The 17,816-nt window shown below is 46.3% G+C and carries 21 protein-coding genes and 1 tRNA gene; 5 read left to right on the plus strand and 17 right to left on the minus strand.

Features of this window, described 5'->3' with window-relative positions; genetic code table 11:
• Nucleotides 1-6 precede the first annotated feature (6 nt).
• The gene (locus QUB68_RS26700) at nt 7-156 is read right to left on the minus strand and encodes a hypothetical protein (protein WP_332997951.1); all 150 of its coding nucleotides are present in this window, start codon (nt 154-156) and stop codon (nt 7-9) included.
• 329 nt (nt 157-485) lie between these two features.
• Here QUB68_RS26700 and QUB68_RS26705 point away from each other — a divergent pair, with 329 nt between their 5' ends.
• Nucleotides 486-1,253, plus strand: a complete 768-nt coding sequence (locus tag QUB68_RS26705) for a GerMN domain-containing protein (RefSeq protein ID WP_332997952.1) — start codon at nt 486-488, stop codon at nt 1,251-1,253.
• Nucleotides 1,254-1,517: 264 nt separating this feature from the next.
• Here the strand turns inward: QUB68_RS26705 and QUB68_RS26710 are convergent, their stop codons facing one another.
• From QUB68_RS26710 to efp, 3 genes are all read right to left on the minus strand, one after another.
• Nucleotides 1,518-1,910, minus strand: coding sequence for an ArsR/SmtB family transcription factor (locus QUB68_RS26710; RefSeq protein ID WP_332997953.1), 393 nt, complete (start codon nt 1,908-1,910; stop codon nt 1,518-1,520).
• A 30-nt stretch (nt 1,911-1,940) separates the two neighbouring features.
• Nucleotides 1,941-2,498: an acetyl-CoA carboxylase biotin carboxyl carrier protein gene (gene accB, locus QUB68_RS26715; RefSeq protein WP_332997954.1), complete on the minus strand. Its 558-nt coding sequence runs from the start codon at nt 2,496-2,498 to the stop codon at nt 1,941-1,943.
• A 200-nt stretch (nt 2,499-2,698) separates the two neighbouring features.
• Nucleotides 2,699-3,256, minus strand: coding sequence for an elongation factor P (gene efp / locus QUB68_RS26720; RefSeq protein WP_332997955.1), 558 nt, complete (start codon nt 3,254-3,256; stop codon nt 2,699-2,701).
• Nucleotides 3,257-3,510: 254 nt separating this feature from the next.
• Here efp and QUB68_RS26725 point away from each other — a divergent pair, with 254 nt between their 5' ends.
• On the plus strand, nt 3,511-4,635 hold the full coding sequence (locus QUB68_RS26725; RefSeq protein WP_332997956.1) for a peptidylprolyl isomerase: 1,125 nt from the start codon (nt 3,511-3,513) through the stop codon (nt 4,633-4,635).
• 567 nt (nt 4,636-5,202) lie between these two features.
• On the plus strand, nt 5,203-5,517 hold the full coding sequence (locus QUB68_RS26730; protein WP_332997957.1) for a hypothetical protein: 315 nt from the start codon (nt 5,203-5,205) through the stop codon (nt 5,515-5,517).
• Nucleotides 5,518-5,684: 167 nt separating this feature from the next.
• Here QUB68_RS26730 and QUB68_RS26735 read toward each other — a convergent pair whose 3' ends face one another.
• The 7 genes from QUB68_RS26735 to QUB68_RS26765 all read right to left on the minus strand — a co-directional run bounded on the left by QUB68_RS26735 (nt 5,685) and on the right by QUB68_RS26765 (nt 9,290).
• Nucleotides 5,685-5,843 carry a hypothetical protein gene (locus tag QUB68_RS26735; protein ID WP_332997958.1) on the minus strand — a complete coding sequence of 53 codons (159 nt, stop codon included), beginning with the start codon at nt 5,841-5,843 and terminating at the stop codon, nt 5,685-5,687.
• Nucleotides 5,844-5,934: 91 nt separating this feature from the next.
• Nucleotides 5,935-6,168: a DNA polymerase beta superfamily protein gene (locus QUB68_RS26740; RefSeq protein WP_332997959.1), complete on the minus strand. Its 234-nt coding sequence runs from the start codon at nt 6,166-6,168 to the stop codon at nt 5,935-5,937.
• A gap of 97 nt (nt 6,169-6,265) precedes the next feature.
• Complete coding sequence (locus QUB68_RS26745; RefSeq protein ID WP_332997960.1) at nt 6,266-7,210, minus strand: nucleotidyltransferase domain-containing protein; 945 nt, start codon at nt 7,208-7,210, stop codon at nt 6,266-6,268.
• 286 nt (nt 7,211-7,496) lie between these two features.
• A tRNA-Pro gene (locus tag QUB68_RS26750) sits at nt 7,497-7,570 on the minus strand.
• 37 nt (nt 7,571-7,607) lie between these two features.
• A complete protein-coding gene (locus tag QUB68_RS26755) occupies nt 7,608-7,973 on the minus strand; it encodes a DUF1818 family protein (RefSeq protein ID WP_332998037.1) in 366 nt (121 codons plus the stop codon).
• A gap of 282 nt (nt 7,974-8,255) precedes the next feature.
• A complete protein-coding gene (locus QUB68_RS26760) occupies nt 8,256-8,906 on the minus strand; it encodes a hypothetical protein (RefSeq protein WP_332997961.1) in 651 nt (216 codons plus the stop codon).
• A 150-nt stretch (nt 8,907-9,056) separates the two neighbouring features.
• Nucleotides 9,057-9,290: a DNA-directed RNA polymerase subunit omega gene (locus tag QUB68_RS26765; RefSeq protein ID WP_106148190.1), complete on the minus strand. Its 234-nt coding sequence runs from the start codon at nt 9,288-9,290 to the stop codon at nt 9,057-9,059.
• A 79-nt stretch (nt 9,291-9,369) separates the two neighbouring features.
• Here QUB68_RS26765 and QUB68_RS26770 point away from each other — a divergent pair, with 79 nt between their 5' ends.
• On the plus strand, nt 9,370-10,062 hold the full coding sequence (locus tag QUB68_RS26770; RefSeq protein ID WP_332997962.1) for a GDSL-type esterase/lipase family protein: 693 nt from the start codon (nt 9,370-9,372) through the stop codon (nt 10,060-10,062).
• 470 nt (nt 10,063-10,532) lie between these two features.
• Nucleotides 10,533-11,786: an S-layer homology domain-containing protein gene (locus QUB68_RS26775; protein ID WP_332997963.1), complete on the plus strand. Its 1,254-nt coding sequence runs from the start codon at nt 10,533-10,535 to the stop codon at nt 11,784-11,786.
• A 263-nt stretch (nt 11,787-12,049) separates the two neighbouring features.
• On the opposite strand, the gene QUB68_RS26780 is transcribed toward QUB68_RS26775, so the two are convergent.
• The 6 genes from QUB68_RS26780 to QUB68_RS26805 all read right to left on the minus strand — a co-directional run bounded on the left by QUB68_RS26780 (nt 12,050) and on the right by QUB68_RS26805 (nt 17,790).
• Complete coding sequence (locus tag QUB68_RS26780) at nt 12,050-12,592, minus strand: pentapeptide repeat-containing protein (protein ID WP_442923132.1); 543 nt, start codon at nt 12,590-12,592, stop codon at nt 12,050-12,052.
• 80 nt (nt 12,593-12,672) lie between these two features.
• Nucleotides 12,673-14,019, minus strand: a complete 1,347-nt coding sequence (locus tag QUB68_RS26785) for an LCP family protein (RefSeq protein ID WP_332997965.1) — start codon at nt 14,017-14,019, stop codon at nt 12,673-12,675.
• A gap of 14 nt (nt 14,020-14,033) precedes the next feature.
• On the minus strand, nt 14,034-14,381 hold the full coding sequence (locus tag QUB68_RS26790; protein WP_332997966.1) for a DUF6717 family protein: 348 nt from the start codon (nt 14,379-14,381) through the stop codon (nt 14,034-14,036).
• 200 nt (nt 14,382-14,581) lie between these two features.
• The gene (locus tag QUB68_RS26795) at nt 14,582-15,784 is read right to left on the minus strand and encodes an aminotransferase class V-fold PLP-dependent enzyme (protein ID WP_332997967.1); all 1,203 of its coding nucleotides are present in this window, start codon (nt 15,782-15,784) and stop codon (nt 14,582-14,584) included.
• Between the two features lie 126 nt (nt 15,785-15,910).
• The gene (locus QUB68_RS26800; RefSeq protein WP_332997968.1) at nt 15,911-16,516 is read right to left on the minus strand and encodes a molybdenum cofactor guanylyltransferase; all 606 of its coding nucleotides are present in this window, start codon (nt 16,514-16,516) and stop codon (nt 15,911-15,913) included.
• A gap of 209 nt (nt 16,517-16,725) precedes the next feature.
• Nucleotides 16,726-17,790: an anthranilate phosphoribosyltransferase family protein gene (locus QUB68_RS26805; RefSeq protein ID WP_332997969.1), complete on the minus strand. Its 1,065-nt coding sequence runs from the start codon at nt 17,788-17,790 to the stop codon at nt 16,726-16,728.
• Nucleotides 17,791-17,816: the final 26 nt, after the last annotated feature.

The raw sequence follows: 17,816 nt of genomic DNA on the forward strand, positions 1-17,816 counted from the left end.
CTTCCATCAACGGCTAAGTTTTAGTCTGAGATTGACAAAAAGCGCTCCTAGAAATAGGGGCGCTTTTTGTTTGGGAATTTTTTGATCGACTTTCTTCTTGCTTTTATCCGTTAGCTCGGTTAAATCCGCCACAGCCATTTTTTTTCCTTTTTCCATCAACATCCATCGCTTTTATCCGTTAGCTCGGTTAAATTAGTGACAGAACCCGTTGCCGAACTTTCTTCCATCCGTTAATTTTTATGATTACTATAGAATATAGCCACTAGGTCGATCGAGATACAATGCGACATACTCGACGCGCGAAATCTCATATTATGGTCTAGGATGCCCATAGTCGGATTCAGAATATGTTCGACTTGGCGTAGAGTGTTCGTTAGCAGCAATGCAATTGTCTCGATTCGAGAATCTCACCATAGACAAATGTAGCCGATCGGGAGTTGCTCCTCACCGTCCCAAGCACTCTATCTGTAAGGAGGATTTGTATTATGAAAGATGGACAAGAAGTACGCCACGTCTCCACAGCAGCAGTCATTGCCGGTGTTTGCGGGTTGGCTTTAGTAACTGGAGGGGGCATTGCCTGGTGGACGGCGAACCGTTCGCCAACCGCAGACACGCAGTCTTCTGCTCCGACAACCGCTCCGGCGCTGTCCCCAAGTCCTGTGGAATCCCCTGCTGTGATTATCCCCGTACCCCCTCCAACTCCTGTCCAGGTGCCGCAGGCTCAGATACCACAGGTTCAGACGCCTCAAGCTCAGAGGCCTACCCCTGTGGCACCACAGTCGCCACAGTCGCCACAGCCAAAGCCTTTGCAGCCAACGGATGCCCAGACAGTTCAAGTCTACTGGGTTAAAGATGCGATCGGCAAATTTGAGGGAATTCCTACAAAAGTAGCTGTCAAACAAGCTGACAAGCCTGATGCAACTTTACAAGCTGCTTTTAACAGTTTGTTGGCTGGGCCGAAGGATGCAACTGTTTCTAGCGAAATTCCTAAGGGGACAAAACTCCGGAGTTTGAGTGTCAAGAATGACGAAGTTTATGTCGATTTGTCGCGTGAATTTACTTCGGGGGGAGGCAGCAGTTCAATGACGAGCCGGTTAGGGCAAGTTATCTATACGGCTACAAGTTTAAAACCGAATACCAAGGTTTGGATTTCGGTGGAAGGCAAGCCTTTGGAACTTTTGGGGGGCGAAGGTTTGGAGGTGTCTCAGCCGAGTACCCGCCAAATTTTTGACAAAAATTTTCCCCTTCGCTAACTTTTGATTCATCAGTCATTAGTCATTAGTCATTAGTCCTTAGTCCTTAGTCCTTAGTCCTTAGTCTAAATGCAGAAAGTAGGGATTGATAATAATTATCGGAGTGCAGTGCCGTACCGCTCGCTTCGGATCGCGGAGCCAAGCGTCCCGCTCGCTTGCAGGGTATAATTCCGTAGTTACTGGATTTGATATAACTGATGACTCATGACTCATGACTCATGACTCATGACTCATGACTCATGACTCATGACTGATGACTAATTTTCAGTGCTTGGTAGTCAGGCTAAATGCCCGAAAGTTGAGGGCTTGCTGTTCGATCCTGGTGGCAAGCCGATCGCACACCATATTGCACAGCTCGAAAATTAACTCGTCCTGCACCTTATAATAGGCGGAAGTACCTTCACTCCGGCGAGTGAGGATACCAGCTTGGAGCATGAGTTTTAGGTGCTTAGAAACATTGGCTTGACTCGTTTGAGTAGCTTCCACCAACTCTTGCACGCATTTTTCGCCGTCGCGAAGCAAGTTCAAAATTCGTAAACGCATTGGCTCGCTCAAAATACTGAAATACTCAGCAACTTGTTGCACAACCTCTTGCGGGACAGGCTGGGATGACTTCATCAAACTCACCGGAGAGAAGTGATCTCGAAATATTAACATTTATTCTGTCCATAACAATAAAGTAATGCTTCAATCCGGATTAATTCGCATCAAAACTTGACCGTATTCGACAGGTTCGCCATTTTGCACTAAAATTTCCATCACTTGACCGGACACTTCATCAGCATCAATCTCGTTCATCAGCTTCATCGCTTCGATTATACAGACTGTCTGGCTGACCTTGATGCGATCGCCCACATTCACAAAAGGCGGCTCATCGGGAGCAGCAGCACGATAAAAGGTTCCTACCATCGGCGAGATAATTGACACCCATTTGGTATCGACAGGGGCAGACACAGGAGCGGGTACGGCGGTAGGAGTGGCGGGTGCAGGAGCGACCAGAGCCGTTCCTATATTTTGACCGACAGCATCCGGTGACACTGCACTGGGGCTAGCCACAGCACCCAAGGCGATCCCAGAGACACTCGGCGCGGCAGCAGGGAGCGCAGCAGCCGTTTCTGGCGAGCTTGCCAGAATGCCTTTGCGTACTGTCAGTTCAAGCTCCCCACTTTTTAACGTCAGTTCCGAAATGCCAGTTTTGTCTAAAACAGTTAGCAGTTCGCAAAGCTGGTTTAAGTCTAGTTGCACAGCAGATTCAAGGGTAATTAATAATTGAGAATTGAGAATTGAAAATTGAAAATTGGAAGGCGGGGAAGCGAGGATAATCTACACTATTTTGGAGAAAAAAGGGGTACTTTTTGAGCTTGGAGCCATGAGACTTAAATTTTTAGCTATTTAACCCTGAACTAAAAGCTCTGAACTAAAAACTCCTTTTTCCTCCGTAGTTTCTACTCTCGACCGAGGTACTTGTCTTCACGAGTATCGATCCGAATCCGTTCTCCAATGGAAATAAACAGAGGCACCATTATCTGAGCGCCGGTGGAGAGGATGGCGGGTTTGCTGCCGCCGGTGGCAGTATCTCCTTTGACTCCGGGATCGGTTTGTGTCACTTCTAAGACAACAGAGTTGGGCAGTTCCACTTCCATGATTTGCTCGTTCCAGCGCAGAATGCTGACTTCCATCCCTTCACTGAGGTATTTGACACGATCGCCAATTTGCTTGGCAGTCAGAGTGCTTTCCTCGTAAGTTTCCATATCCATAAAGATGAACTGGTCGCCTTCTTTATAGGTATGCTGCATCACGTTCTTTTCGAGATTGGCTTGAGGCATAGTCTCGCCGGCCCGGAAAGTTTGTTCTACCACGTTTCCGGTTTGGACATTTTTTAATTTTGTCCGCACAAAAGCTGAGCCTTTTCCTGGCTTGACGTGGAGGAATTCGATCACCCGCCACACGCCATTATTCCATTCAATTGAAACACCTGTCCGAAAGTCGTTACTTGAAATCATATAAATTTTTGCGGGCAATCCCGTCGCCGGGGGGGCGCGGGGGAACTACAGTCAGCTTAAAGCCGCAGTCTAGCTGACGGCATCAAAAAGCAATTGGCAATTTATTTTACCGTTCAAAGGGGGCAAGTGCTGTATGGAAAGCTAAAAAGCTCTCTTAGGCTCCAAGTTGGGCAACGGATGCGCCTAACCGATGTCAGCGAGATTCGGCGATCGCGCGCTGTGGGAAGATAATAGAGGCAATAAAAGTTAAAGTTATGTTGCATTGGCAGAATTTCTCGATCGATACGTGCAAGCGTTGGGTCAAAACCGCCGCTTTAGCAATCCTGCTGTTCGCACTCTCCCTGAGTTTCAGTGCAGTGTCCCACGCCAAACGCCCCAGCAGCAGTATGCCTGCGGGGAATGCGATTACCGACGGCCGGGCGCTGCTGCGTTTCGCGCTACCTCTTGACAATCAGACTGTGCGAGAGTTGCAAATTAGTCTCGAAGACATTGGCAACCACATCCGTTCTAAACGTTGGGGGCCGATTAGCAGCGATGTCAGCAAGGCTTCGAGGATTCTCAACCTGCGGGAGTCTGACATTTTAGTGAGTATTCCCGATGCGAAAAAGCCGGAAGCTGAGGCGTTAGTTGTACGAGTCAAGGAGGGAATTACTGAACTGGAAAAGGCTGTTGAGGCTAAAGACAGGGAAAAAGTGATTGACTTGAAAGCTACAATCCTCGGTTCGGTAGGCGAAATCGAAGAGTTGATGGTGACAAAGTTTCCGTTTGAAGTGCCCGCCAAGTATGCTAATCTGCCTCAACTCAAAGGGCGCGCTACTGTGGCTGTGGACACCGAAAAGGGCAAAATTACTCTTGTGCTTGACGGCTACAGCGCCCCGGTGACTGCTGGTAATTTTGTGGATTTGGTCGATCGAGGTTTTTATGACGGTTTGCCGTTTATTCGATCGGAAGAATCCTATGTTTTGCAAACCGGAGACCCCGCAGGCAAGGAAGAGGGCTTCATTGACCCTGGTAGTGGCAAATACCGGAATGTCCCGCTAGAAGTGCTTGTGAGAGATGAAAAAGAGCCTGTTTACGGGATTACTTTAGAAGATGCGGGGCGCTATCGCGACGAGCCTGTTTTGCCTTTTTCGGCTTTCGGTACTGTGGCAATGGCCCGCGCTGAAGCCGATCCTGACAGCGGTTCTTCTCAGTTTTTCTTTTTCTTGTTTGAACCCGAACTTACGCCCGCTGGCTTGAATCTTTTGGACGGTCGGTATGCTGTTTTTGGTTACGTGATTGAAGGAAAAGAGGTGTTGGAACAACTGAAGCAGGGAGACAAAATTGTATCTGCTAAGGTGATTAAAGGCAAGGAAAACTTGGTGCAACCTCAAGTTTGATCCGTGACGGCGATTGACATCGCTTCTACAGAAATAAAGCCCGCCTCTGCGGGCTAGAAGCATAAACCAAGAAAGAGGGCGATTGAAATCGTTTCTACACAAACAAAGACTGCCTCCGCGGGCTGGAAGAATTAATCAGATATAGCCTTTCGAGATCTCATATCAGGTACGCTTCCAGCATAGGGCATAGGGCATAGGGCATAGGGCATAGGGCATGAGGCTCTCCTCACTTTTTTGAGAACCGCTATAAGTGGAAATTCAATTAATATCATTATTAGACCCATTGCATTTATCCTCAAATTATCTTGAGATTATCTGCGTTGCATCTGTGTTTTTCTACATTAAATCTGCGGTTTATGTATCAATTGATGATTCATATATAGCAGTGGACAGTTGACAGTGGACAGTTGACAGTTGCAGAATCAGGAAATCAAACCGTTTAGGCTATGGGTTAGGAGGCTCTATTCATGAGGTTATTTATGTCCTAACCGCTGTGGCGATTGCTATAAAAGGTCTATTTTCTACACAATCATCTTCGTTATTCAATCTACTAACTAGAACGATATTATGGCAATTTTAGAATTTTTATTGGTAATTGGTTTGAGCGGATTTGCAGGGTTGTTGATTGTAAACAATCTGAATGAAAGCAAGCAAAAGCGGCAGTTGGATGAGGCTTTTTATCAGTTGTTGGAAACTCAAAACAGTCAGGTTTCGCTGATTCAATTGGCGGCGATGGCGAGGGTTGAGGCTGAAGTTGCTCAGCAATATTTAAACCGCCAAGTTAAAATTTTTTCTGCTGTTTTTGAGGTGGATGATGAAGGCGATACTTTTTATCGATTTCCCAGGTTGCGCTTGCCGCCGAGTTCGGGTAAGGAATGGTGATATAGCAGTGGACAGTTGACAGTTGACAGTTGACAGTGGACAGTGGACAGCTTGCCCTGAGCTTGTCGAAGGGTTGACAGGTTGCTTGCTTAGAGAAGGGTTGAGAGTCAAATTCAGAAATTAGCTGAGTTTTTTCACCTATCGCCTGCGGAATTTATTGATTAAAATTAATCGGATTCCCACTCTCGCTCGATTCTTTCTAAGTCTTTCGTGGCTCCCAATTGTTGAAAGATTTGATGGGCTGTGTTGTAATATTGTTGTGCGAGTTCTGGATTATTGCGTTTGCGGTAAAGCTGTGCTAAGTAGGTAGGCGCTGTAAAACGCAATTATGTAAACGATTGTAAAGTATCAAAATGCCCTAAGCGTGGCTAAGTCAGCCCTATTTACATACTGTTACATAACTGAGTTTAATTCCGCCTACCTACTTAAATCGAGTTCAATTGCCTCCCGAACTTCCGAAACTTCGATGGTTTCGTCTCCCGAAATCAGTCCAATTACCTTCGGTAGCGGTAAGATATGTACTCCCCGCAAATCGAAGTCAGAATCTGGGGAAGGAAAACCGTATAAGTGCGAGCCGCTGACAGTCGCAAACAACAGCGGGTAAGGTCGATCGGAGATAATTTTGACTAATTCGGAGATGTATTCTACCATGATCTTCCAAAATTTACAAATAAAAATTATCAATTCTTTCAGTCCGCGGAGGCGGACTTTGTTTGACAAGAAGCGATTTCAATCGCCGAATTCTAAATCAACTTCCGATCGCACTTTGACGCGATTTAATCAAAAACAGATTAGCCTGCTCGTAATTAGGACGTTCCGGTAACTTAGTTTCAGCAAAAGCGCGATCGAACTCACCGTGCAAGCTCAACCGCCAGCGATTCACCTCATCCCAGGAGATTTCCTGATTGCGGATAGCCAAAAGTTGCGATCGAAAATCCTGCACCCGAACCGGCACAAACCCCTGATTAAGTACCGTAATTCCTGACAGCAGCAAGCGAATCAAGTGCATTGCGTGCTTCCAGCGAATTTCCCCAGTATTCCGCAAGTCTTGCTCCATCTTTTTAAACTGCGACAAAACGTAGCTATTGTAAGTTTGATAAACCAATTGCGAAAGAAATATTTCCCGAATTTCCAGCAATTCTGCTGCTACAGGAGAAATAGTTTCTACCAAAGGCGTGTACAAACATTCGAGCACGTTGGGATTAGCTTTCAGCGCCAAAACCAGAAACTTTTGCAGTTCCCAATAGCATTCTTGATTTTCCTTATTTTCCAATTGTTCAGGAACGCCGTAAAGCGACCAATGAAGTATTGCCGGCGGCTGGTAAATCCCGCGCCTGTCTGTATCGGATTGCTCGTTATCCAAACCGTAAGCTCTCGAACCAACAATGCAGCGATAAATTACAGAATCATAGAGGTTGTATTCGGCGAGAAAATCTCCTCCCAACTCTAATCCTTCGCTCTGAAACTGTTTGCGGATGCTGAATTCGTGTCGCCGCAGACTAACTTCTGTTCCGTCTGGGAGTTTGACTGAATATGCGTGGGAATTGTCTGTAGGCGATTTGACAATGACACCTACTGCGCCCTGTTTCCAAGATTGGTCGCCGCCGGGATTTTTGACCTCAATTTTGGTGACAATTTGGGTTCCTGCGGGCACTATTAAGTTGAAATTGTTGCCAAGAGTGGGATTTGTCACGAGCAAACCTCTTGCGGAGACACGAGCTACCTTCTATTTGTAGCATACTTGTAGTGCAAAATTTTGGTGTGGCTCGCGATCGTCTCGCACTAGCAATCCGCACCTCAACCAATAAAAAAACCGTAGGGGAAACCTACGGTAGTGGGACATAAATCTTAATGTTAGGGGTGGTTAGCCCCTTTTTTGGTTAGACTCAGAAACCCGATCGGTGGATTTTGAGTGGAAACCGTTAACCGGGAATTAAGTGAGACTCCTAAATGGCTATGCCATAAGGTTTAGATTACAATCGGAGCGGCGGGATTTGAACCCACGACCCCTACTACCCCAAAGTAGTGCGCTACCAAGCTGCGCTACGCCCCGACAGCTTTAATATCTTAACATGGAATTCCCGAAAAAGTCAAAAAACTTTTAAAACTTTGGCCGCCTGCACCAAACCGGGCGCCGCAGCCACTGGCCAAAAACCCTCGCATCTCCGGCCAGCATTCAAGATCAACTGCACGCTGTAAGCCTCGGGATAGCCTTCTACCTGCACCCACAGCCACTCACTTTCAGCTTCAATGGCGATTTTTTCCTCGTCCATGAGCTCCGAGGTCATTTGACTGATTGTGTCGGCTAATTGTCCCAGCAATCGGCAAAAATCGTTTAACTCGGCCTCCGTGAGTTCGATCGCCCAACCCTCCCCAGCCACCAAACCCTGAAACTCCCGGGCCTCGGGACTCCATCCCAAACGCCAGCCCACACCCGTCTTAATTACACGTTCCATCAAGCGATTTTGGATTTTAGATTGATTAGCTGATTGGCTGATTTTAGAACTTACCCGCTGCTGTCGAGAAACCGGGTTTTTGCCGAAATACTTCGCTGCACCCGGCAGATCTGCCAAAAACCCGGTTTCTAGGCCTCGTCGAAGCTTACCAGAAAGAATTGGTTTAAAGCCCCAAGCCTTAAAGGCGAGAAATTAAAACAAGACTATTCATTACTCGAATCCTCGGACTTCCAGGTAGAAGTCTCACTCAACTGTCAACTGTCAACTGTCAACTGTCAACTGTCAAGGTATCAGCAACTTCGCATCTCCCGGCTGCGGCTGCTGTAGTTCCGGGGAAGTCTCGCGCCCTTGTGGTTTTTCGCCCGCCGCCGGCGTCCGCCCATACCCGGAAGTCTCGGTAAAAACATCAACCAAAGCTTGAACCAAAGCATCCCGCTGTACTCTATTTAAACTTTGAATAGCAGTGCGATCGCGTTCCATCGGATTCGATCGCAAAACATCCTTTCCCGGATACACATCTTCCACCAAATAATCGGGAGTCGCCCCCAGATAGTCAGCTAAACTCAACTTCCAATCAAAGCGGAAATTCGGCGGCCGCCCCTTTACAAATACGTGATATCTAATCAACCGCCCGACTAAAGTATTGGTAGGATCTACTTTTCCAGTTTCCTGAGAAATGTAGTTATTCTCGATCGGCAAATCCGGCAATTTTTCATACACAAATTTCCAAGCATCTTGCACCCTCACTTGCTGCGGCGCCGATTCTTGAGCAACCAGCCCCACCCGCGCCGACGAGGAGTTCCGCAGCAGCAAAGGTTCCATCGCCGACAGACCAAGTTCGCCCGATTCAAATACCCAACTCAAAAGCGTGAACATCGCCACAATCAAAGTAATCAACAGAAAACTTAAGCCCAGCTTTAATCTCTTTTTCACGGTTTTGACAATAATTTCAAAAATAGAATAATTGCATAAATAAACCTAATTTATCGCCCATCCACGCCAGTCTAGTTTGAGAAAGTTTTGAGTTTTGAGTTAACAAAAATTGCTGGCAATTCAACACTCAAAACCCAAAACTGCCGAAGTCTAGATGTCTCCGATAATTTCTGGCTGAGTCAGTTCATCCGACATCTCAAATATTGCCCGCATCACAGGCTTCATCATTTGAGTGTCGTCCATATTCTCGAAATCTTCATAGCGACGGCGTTTGGCGCGGTTCGCCACTTGCACCGTGATCCGATAGCGGTTGGATGCAGCACCGATCAACTCTTCCGCCCGACGGGTTAGCTGAGTTGAATCGAAGGTTGGACGCTTAACCATGAGATTACCTACTTTATCTAATGTTACATTCTAGTCTAGTATGTCAAGATTCAAAATTACTAACTGAGTATCATTGCTTATGCAGGCAGGAACAGCCTATTCTCTTGGTCACTTGCATCGGGTAAATTCTCATCCCCTCAAATTGGTTGCTTTTGGCGACAGTTTAATCTACGGTTTTGGCGACGGTGTAGGCGGTGGTTGGGTGGAAAGACTGCGGCGACAGTGGATGTTAACGGAGAGTGCAGGACACGTTTTATACAATTTGGGCGTTCGGGGCGATCGCGCCCATCAAGTCGCCCAGCGGCTCGAAAACGAGTTTCGGCACCGCGGCGAGATCAGAAACCGCGTCCCGGATGCGATTATTCTTTCCGTAGGCCTCAACGATTCGGCGAGAGTGCAGTCGCTTACCGGGCGCAATTATACTGATTTTGAACACTTTAAAACTGTTTTGGATAACTTGTTAAACCTGTCCCAACAACTTTGTCCAGTGATATTTGTCGGGATGGTGCCAGTGGATGAAAGTAAAATGCCTTTTCAAGATTGTTTGTACTACAATCACGCCGACCAGTATCGCTATAAAGAAGCCACAAAGTTAGCTTGTTTGGAGCGGGAGATTCCCTATTTAGATATTTTTGATAAATGGATCGATCGTGGTAATATTTGGTGTAGTTCTTGTCTAACTTCGGATGGTCTTCATCCTAATGCAGTCGGCTATCAGTCTTTATTTGAAGATGTGACAAGTTGGGAACCGCTAGTTGCTATTAGTCATTAGTCAGTTGACAGTTGACAGTTCACAGTTGTCAGTTGTCAGTTGTTAGTATAGGATGTACGGCTAATCAAGAAACCGGGTTTTTTCACAGAAATACTTTGTCGCAGCGTACAGTTGCCGTAAAAAACCCGGTTTCTGCGCCCTCGTGCGTCCTCTGCACTTACCGAAAAAGCGATCTTCTGCCACCATACATATAGACATTCTGGGCAATTCCTGTATAAGTTTAAGGTAGATAAGGAACATAAGGAATTTAAGGGATTTAAGGAATTTAAGCATTTTAAAAGCCAATAATCAGCAGAATAATATTTATTTTAAAAGACCGTATCTTCCCCTCGCCATAAATAAAAGCATTTAATAATGATGACATCACTGAGCACAAGAGCAAGCTAGGCAAGAATCAATCAACGATAAATAGCCGGACAAAGGCTTGCTTTTTTCTCAATAAAAAACTTGTGTAAATTGGAGTATCAAAAATGTCTGTATTTCAACGCATAAAAATCGGCACATCTGTTTTATTAACATTGGCAACCGTTGCCGGAACCGCCGCGCCGATGCTAACGCCCGCGCCTGCTTTTGCTCAAACAGCTTTTTCTGATGTTAATAATAATTACTGGGCAAAAGACTTTATTCAAGATTTGTCAGAAAGAGGCATTATCAAAGGTTTTCCCGATCGCACTTTCCGCCCAGATGCACTGGTAACGCGGGCAGAATTCGCGGCAATGATCCGTTCGGTAAAAAAGGCAAAAACCCGCGCTGCTGTAGGTTTTGCGGATGTTTCGTCTAATTTTTGGGCGCGGGGGGCGATCGCAGAAGCTTATGAAATGGGATGGATGTCTGGCTATCCCGGCAATGTTTTCAGGCCGATGCAGCAGATTCCTCGCGTTCAAGTTGTAGTCGCTTTAAATAACGGGCTGGGCTATGAGCCTACTTGCAATTTTCAAGATGTTCTCAGCTACTATAACGATGCGGGTGAAATTCAAAGTTATGCTGTCAAAAGCGTGGCGGCTGCTACTGAAAAACAGTTGGTTGTCAGCTATCCCAATCCTAAATCTCTGAAACCCAACCAGTCAGCAACACGGGCTGAAGTAGCTGCTTTTATCTATCAAACATTAGTCAGTACAAATCAAGCAAAAGCAATTAATTCTCCTTACATTGCTAAAATTGATATTGGCCAGAGTGTTGCTGTGAAAATCCCCAGCGGGGTGACTATTCCTATCGAGTACGCCAAAGGCAAGATTTTGCTCGGCCCCAATGACAAGTCTCCGATTACTCTGACTGTGGCTGCGGATATCGCCGGGAGTAATGGCAAAGTTTTGATACCTGAAGGATCGAAAATTAGTGGCGAATTGCGATCGACTGCTGCGGGCGTTCAGTTTGTGGCCCAGGAATTGAGTATCATCAACGGTAGCAGAGTGCCTCTGAATGCTACTTCGCGAGTAATTACTCGCAAAGAAACAGTGACTAAGGGCGTGAATGTTGGTAATCTGATTAAGAATACGGCTTTGGGTGCAGCAGCGGCGGCGGCGATTGCGGGAGTTACGGGCGATCGGGCGATCGCAACTGAAGAGGTACTAGGTGGCGCGGGAGTCGGGACTTTAGTTGGGGTATTTTTGGGGCGAGATAAAGTCGATTTGTATGCTGTTAATCCCGACACTGATTTAGATTTGCTGTTGAATTCTGACTTGGTATTTGGTACTGCGAACACAGGCATTTGTCGCGCTCGATAGAAGCAAGTTCGGCAACGGATTTTGTAGCGGATGTAGCGGATGTAGCGGATTTAACGGATGTCATTGATGCCGGCTGTACTCAGAAACCGGGTTTCTTTTGAGATTTCTTGTTGCTAAACCGAAAAACTCGTAGAAACCCGGTTTCTAGCCCCTGGCGCTATCTCAGAAACCCGGTTTCTTTGTAGGTGTCTGGTGACTCAACCCAAAACTCGTAGAAACCCGGTTTCTAGCCCCTAATGTACAATTCCTGTAACTTTGAATTTCTACGAACATCCCAAACTTTCTCGCGTAGAAACTCCCGTTACGGGATTGACGCCATCTGCTTTTTCGCACATCATTGTTACTTGATAAGCGTCGATAATCGCGTCCGTAAAATCAGCGCCGGAAATGGCAGCATCAAAAAACCGAGTTCGAGTCATAATTGCTTCAGTAAAATTAGCATTCGTCAAATTAGCACCATCAAATGTAATTCTATCTGCCAAAGCACCGGAGAGGTTGGCGCCTGATAAGTTGGCATTCAGCAAGACTCCCTTAGTCAAAATCGCATTGGTTAAATCAGCGCCTTGAAAGTTGGTTCCCCGCATTTCAGCAGCGACGAATGTTCCCCCGGCTAAGTCAGAATTCGAGAAATCGCGATCGGACAAATTAATATTTGTATAATTAATAATTGTTTTCGGTAGTGCAAATGCCGGAGTAGCACTCAGCAGTACCCATCCAAAAGCCAACACTAAACTTAAAATAAGGCTCAGCAAAATTCGGAATACACTTTTCATGATGATGGGAATGGGGAATGGGGCATTGGGCATTGGGCATTGTTGACTGTTGACTGTTGACTGTTGACTGTTGACTGATGACTGATGACTAATGACTAATGACTAATGACTAATTAAAATCGCTTTACCCAATCTTCGCCGACGCGCAGTGTCAAGTCCGACTCGATTTCACCAGTAGAAGATGCTTCGATTTTACCGTCGCCTAGCGCTTTTTGCAGGAGATTTGCTGCTTCTAAATCGCCTTGCTGCACAATAATTTGACTTTGGCGCTGCTTGTCGGGCCAATCCTTGACTACAGATACATTGGAAAAGCCCTTTTTTCTGAGAAAGCCAGCCACGGTTTTGGCGGTTGTCGGTTTGCTAGAAGCGTTTTGGACGGCGATTTTGAGGCTGCTGGGTGAAACGGGCTGGCTGGGATTGCGAAATCGCCCTTGGGCAAAATCGGGTACGCTTTGCTTGAAATATTGTGTCATAATCCGATCGCGCCCAGCAGCATCTAAAATCCAATAACTCCTCAAATCCCCTTGTGCTGAACTCGAACGTCCGGGCAACATCACCATTTTAAAATTATCTCGCTCCAATTGCAAACCGAAATTTGCGATCGTCAATATTTCCTCAAAATTTAGGTTTGTATCCACATATTTTTGCATCAATCGCACAATTTCCGGCAAGCGCACCAATACTGAGGGACTTGCGAGGCGGTTCCGAATAGCTTGAATTAAAGATTGCTGTCGCTGAATGCGGCCGATATCTCCTAAACCGTCGTTGCGAAATCGAGCAAATTGTTCTGCTTGTTCTCCGTTGAGAGTTTGCCATCCCTGTGCTAAGTTTATTCTTAACTTTTGGGCGGTATCTGTATAGGACATCGCGCGAGGTACAAATACCTCAACTCCGTCCAACAAATCGACTAATTCCCGAAACGCAGCGCTGCTGACTCGCACGTATCTTTCTATTGTCAAATTGTTCAGGATACTGCTAACCAATCGAGCCGCCAAAACTGCTCCTCCTCTAGCGTTGGCTTCGTTAATTTTGCTGAAGCGAATTCCGGGAATTGCTACTTTTGTATCTCGCGGAATTGAAAGCAAACTAATAGATTTATCTCTAGGATCGAGGTGGAATAAAAGTATTGTATCGCTGCGGCCGTTAAAAATCTTACGGGAATTGGCTGATGCTTCCGGCACGCGGTCAATTCCCAGGATCAATATATTAACAGGTCGCGATAGGCGGTATCCTGGGCGGTTGGATATATCGCTAAAGCCGGTAGCGTCTAGGACTTTGCTAATAATTTGCGGTTCCACGGGGGCTAAGAGGGCGGTAATTGCCCCGATTCCTGCGGAGATGGCGGCTGTGAAAATTAGCAAAAACAGCCAAAATATATACAGGACTAATTTGGGCTTTTTTCTAGATTCGCGATCGACTGGTTTAACAAAGTTTCTTTTAAAAATTGACAAGTTTTTCATTGACTTGCTGTTGATTATTGCAGTTTTTCAGCTTTGCAGTAAAACTTGGGCGGTGCTTCTGGAAAGTATTTGAACAAAGCCGGACACAGCCAGCCTTCGAGATTTTTCGCTTCCCACCGATACCAGTTACCGCCGTATTCTGCTTTAAACCACAGCATTTCTGCTTGATATCCGGGAAATGGATTGGCTGAGAATAAAAGTCGGAAGCCTCGATCGGCATTGGGAATATCTGCGACGAGCACTTCAATCATTTCGGGTACGCCCTGAACAAACGGTTCTCGGATAAGTCCGGCTCGTTCGTCGTCAAAAACCCAGGTGTACTGTTCGCGATAGGGGAAAATTACCATCATGGCATTTGACATCGTATTCTCCTCTTTTCATTTCGTTTTGTTGGGATGGGAAATGTGATTATGAATACATTATATTCTCCAAACTGGTTCGTAGTCAGGACTTTAGTCCTTCTTCTTTTATTCATATGGAGAGGACTGAAGTCTTCACTACAAACGGGGTGGGAGAGGACTGAAGTCCTCACTACGAACCTCTGAATGTTTGTAGTTGAGTGTTATGTTTTTTGAATGGAATCTCCCGCTGAAATTCCCGTAAGCTCAACTAGCGCCTTAGCCAAATATTCATATTGCGGCAAAGTATTGTAAAACTGAGCTGAAATCCTCACCAACCGCTTGCTAGTATCCGGCCAAGGAATCACCGGCACTTCTATTTTAAAAATTTGCCACAGCGCCTCTTGCAAGGGTGGAATTCCTCCGGTTCCAGCCGCATCATAATTTTCATCAAGCAGTGGTACAACAGCCATAGAACCCACCATTTCATCGGGACAAGGCAGTGGTAAATCTAATTTATCTGCTAATATCTGTCTGCCAGCTAATGCTAAAGCATGATTTTTTGCCATCAATTCTGGCCAGCCGCCGCTCAACAAAGAACCCATAAAATTAATAGCTACAGGTACGCACAAATAGGGACTTGGATCGACTGTTCCCATCCAGTCAAATTCTAATTGAAAGCGCGATTTGTCAGCGCGCGGTGAGTTGGCTCCGTGACTGATGGTAGTTGGCCGAATGCCATCTTGTTTGTCGCGCCGCACGTACAGAAAAGCCGCACCTTTCGGGGCGCACAGCCATTTGTGGCAATTTCCGGTATAGTAAGCGGCGCCGATTTCTTCTAAATTCAGTGCTACCATTCCCGGCGCATGAGCTCCGTCTACTAATACATCTACGCCGCGATTACCTAATTCGCCAACTAACTGTTTGATGGGAAAAATTAAACCTGTTTGGCTGACAATGTGGTCTAGTAAGGCTAATTTTGTTTGCGGGGAAACGCATTTAATTATGGCTTCAATAATTTCTTCTGGCGACTCAATTGGGAATGGTACTTCTGCTACTATTATTTTAGCGCCTGTGCGCTCTGCGATAAAATCAAGGGTGTTGCGGCAGGCGTTGTATTCCTGATTTGTGGTTAGCAATTCGTCGCCCGGAGCAAAAAAGAGCGATCGCAAAACGGCATTGACTCCAGTGGTAGCATTCGGCACAAAGGCTAACTCTTCCTCACTCGCACCGATAAATGCGGCTAACTGATTTCTGGCATTGTCTAACAAAGGCTCAAATTCGCGCATTAAAAAGCGCAATGGTTCTCTTTCGAGTTGTTCTCGAAAACTGGTTTGCGCTTCTAGTACGGGAATGGGACAGGCCCCAAAGGAGCCGTGATTGAGGAATGTGATATCGCGATCGAGTAACCAGTGTTCTAAGTTCATTTGTTAGAAGGAAGAAAGTTCGGCAACGGATTATTTAACGGATTTAACGGATGTCAGTTCGGCAACGGATTATTTAACGGATTTAACGGATGTCAGATGGAATATGGAATAATTACCAATTACCAGTTAGCACTTGCCAATTACCGATTTTAATTGCTCAAACTCTTCTAGTGTATTGCAATTAGATAACATTAGTGCTTCTTTTTTCCCGACTGGTAGAGGGATTGCCGCTATTTGATTTAACCACTCTTGAAAGGAACGTCCCCCTTGGTCAATAAAACTTTGCAAATTGGCCAGGGATTGTTGGCGATAGAAGCCGCACAAAGGCTCCCAGCGCGAATTTTGATAGGGCACAACTGCTAAGGTAGATGGGGGAAACGCTGTTAGCTGACTCGCCCAATTCTGGATAATCTGGGCATCTAACAAGGGCAAATCGCAAGCTAAGAGTAAAATCCAGTCGGCGACAATTTCTGTCAATCCTTGAGTCAATGCGACTAAGGGCCCGGAGCCCGGATTGTACTCTACCAGAAATTGGGATTGTTGGGTTATGGTCGATCGATAGCGATCGGGCCAAGCAGTCAAAACATACACTTGTGGCGTAACAACTGCTGCAACATCCAACGCCCGCTGCAACAGGCTTTTACCCTCAATTTCCAGCAGAGCTTTATCCCTACCCATCCGCGAACTTTGACCGCCTGCGAGCACAATTACAGCAATTTTATGGTTAGTCATTAGTCAGTTGACAGTTGACAGTTGACAGTTGACAGTTGACAGTTGATAGTTGATAGTTGATAGTTGACAGTTGATAGTTGATAGTCAAATTTCATTAATCATTGGTGATTGGTCATTGGTCAGAAGTGCGAGGTTAAGAGTTGGCGAACCTGATTCTCAATCTACTCTATTTAGAGTAGACGATAGGCACCACACCTGATTAGTTATCTTCAAATCAAAGCACTAACGGCTTTGCTAAGTTCTTCAAGTTTTTGCACGACTTCACCGCTGCTTAATAAGCTTTCCGCCTCAATTAAACCCGAGTCCATGTCCAAACAAACTCCGCTGCGCCACAGATAAAATCCGCCGTTCCAGATAGCAGATTGCATCAATTCCGAGGGTTTTCCTAGCAACACTTCTTGCATTTGTTTCAATAACTCAGATGCTGATTCAAAGGCGGGATTTGTGCTGCTAAAACCGTAATCTCCGTGGGATAAAAGCACTCGCTCAAACTCCGTATCCGGCTTAGCAACGCCGATAATCGCAGTTCGATCGCGCGGCAAGTCGCAGCTTCCCTCCAATCCTTTGACTGTGGTATAATTTTTGACTCCCCGCAACTCAAAGGCTGTTTGAAACATACCTTCTGTCGGCGGGTGCACGTAGCCAGAGATGACGTTAACGTCGCCGGCGCAGGGACACCACATCAACTCCATTGTCGCAAAAGGCGGCCGTTTGCCGATTTCGCGGCGGTAGGGCACTAAAGCGGCTGCTTGAGGAAAATGCTTGGGAAGGTAAACAAAACCTAAACCGGTACTGTCAAAAACTTGCTGGACTTTTTCTAAATTAAGTTTTCTCCAGTCAACTCCCAAACCGCGCCAAATTTCTATCAGGGGAATGCCTTCTTTGGTTGGCATGGTATCGCCCCCGTGCATGAGGGCGGGGACGCCAGAGGCGGCTAAAATTAGGGCGGTTATGGGGCTAATTGGAGCGGTGCGCGATCGCCCGTCGTAAGCCACGCCAAACACGGCGACGCTAGAAACGGCAAACCCTTGTTCTCGGTTTGGAGGGGCAAGCATCGGCCCCAATTCTTCATAAGCATCGAGCATTCCGGCTAATTCTTCGCCGGTGGGCCGTTTGATGCGGTGGGAAATCATGAAAGCTCCGATTTGAGCCGGTGTTGCTTCTCCCAGCAGCATCATCCGCGTGGCTGCTGCTGCTTGCGATCGAGTTAAGTTTTCTCCTGTGTGTACTCCGCTGCCAATTTTTCGCAGCAATTCTCTAAATGCGTCACTCATAATTTTTGTAGTTGGGAATTGGGGAT

The organism is Microcoleus sp. A006_D1, assembly GCF_036702805.1.
In the GTDB taxonomy this organism is placed as follows: Bacteria; Cyanobacteriota; Cyanobacteriia; order Cyanobacteriales; family Microcoleaceae; genus Microcoleus.

Bases quoted from the DNA above. Each gene is read 5' to 3' on its own strand.
- QUB68_RS26775 (WP_332997963.1), top strand. From the start codon at position 10,533: ATGTCTGTATTTCAACGCATAAAAATCGGCACATCTGTTTTATTAACA.
- QUB68_RS26725 (WP_332997956.1), top strand. From the start codon at position 3,511: ATGTTGCATTGGCAGAATTTCTCGATCGATACGTGCAAGCGTTGGGTC.
- QUB68_RS26795 (WP_332997967.1), bottom strand. From the start codon at position 15,784: ATGAACTTAGAACACTGGTTACTCGATCGCGATATCACATTCCTCAAT.
- QUB68_RS26770 (WP_332997962.1), top strand. From the start codon at position 9,370: ATGCAGGCAGGAACAGCCTATTCTCTTGGTCACTTGCATCGGGTAAAT.
- QUB68_RS26790 (WP_332997966.1), bottom strand. From the start codon at position 14,381: ATGTCAAATGCCATGATGGTAATTTTCCCCTATCGCGAACAGTACACC.
- QUB68_RS26800 (WP_332997968.1), bottom strand. From the start codon at position 16,516: ATGACTAACCATAAAATTGCTGTAATTGTGCTCGCAGGCGGTCAAAGT.
- QUB68_RS26740 (WP_332997959.1), bottom strand. From the start codon at position 6,168: ATGGTAGAATACATCTCCGAATTAGTCAAAATTATCTCCGATCGACCT.
- QUB68_RS26780 (WP_442923132.1), bottom strand. From the start codon at position 12,592: ATGCCCAATGCCCCATTCCCCATTCCCATCATCATGAAAAGTGTATTC.
- QUB68_RS26730 (WP_332997957.1), top strand. From the start codon at position 5,203: ATGGCAATTTTAGAATTTTTATTGGTAATTGGTTTGAGCGGATTTGCA.
- QUB68_RS26755 (WP_332998037.1), bottom strand. From the start codon at position 7,973: ATGGAACGTGTAATTAAGACGGGTGTGGGCTGGCGTTTGGGATGGAGT.
- QUB68_RS26785 (WP_332997965.1), bottom strand. From the start codon at position 14,019: ATGAAAAACTTGTCAATTTTTAAAAGAAACTTTGTTAAACCAGTCGAT.
- QUB68_RS26710 (WP_332997953.1), bottom strand. From the start codon at position 1,910: ATGTTAATATTTCGAGATCACTTCTCTCCGGTGAGTTTGATGAAGTCA.
- QUB68_RS26805 (WP_332997969.1), bottom strand. From the start codon at position 17,790: ATGAGTGACGCATTTAGAGAATTGCTGCGAAAAATTGGCAGCGGAGTA.
- QUB68_RS26700 (WP_332997951.1), bottom strand. From the start codon at position 156: ATGGAAAAAGGAAAAAAAATGGCTGTGGCGGATTTAACCGAGCTAACG.
- efp (WP_332997955.1), bottom strand. From the start codon at position 3,256: ATGATTTCAAGTAACGACTTTCGGACAGGTGTTTCAATTGAATGGAAT.
- QUB68_RS26765 (WP_106148190.1), bottom strand. From the start codon at position 9,290: ATGGTTAAGCGTCCAACCTTCGATTCAACTCAGCTAACCCGTCGGGCG.
- QUB68_RS26705 (WP_332997952.1), top strand. From the start codon at position 486: ATGAAAGATGGACAAGAAGTACGCCACGTCTCCACAGCAGCAGTCATT.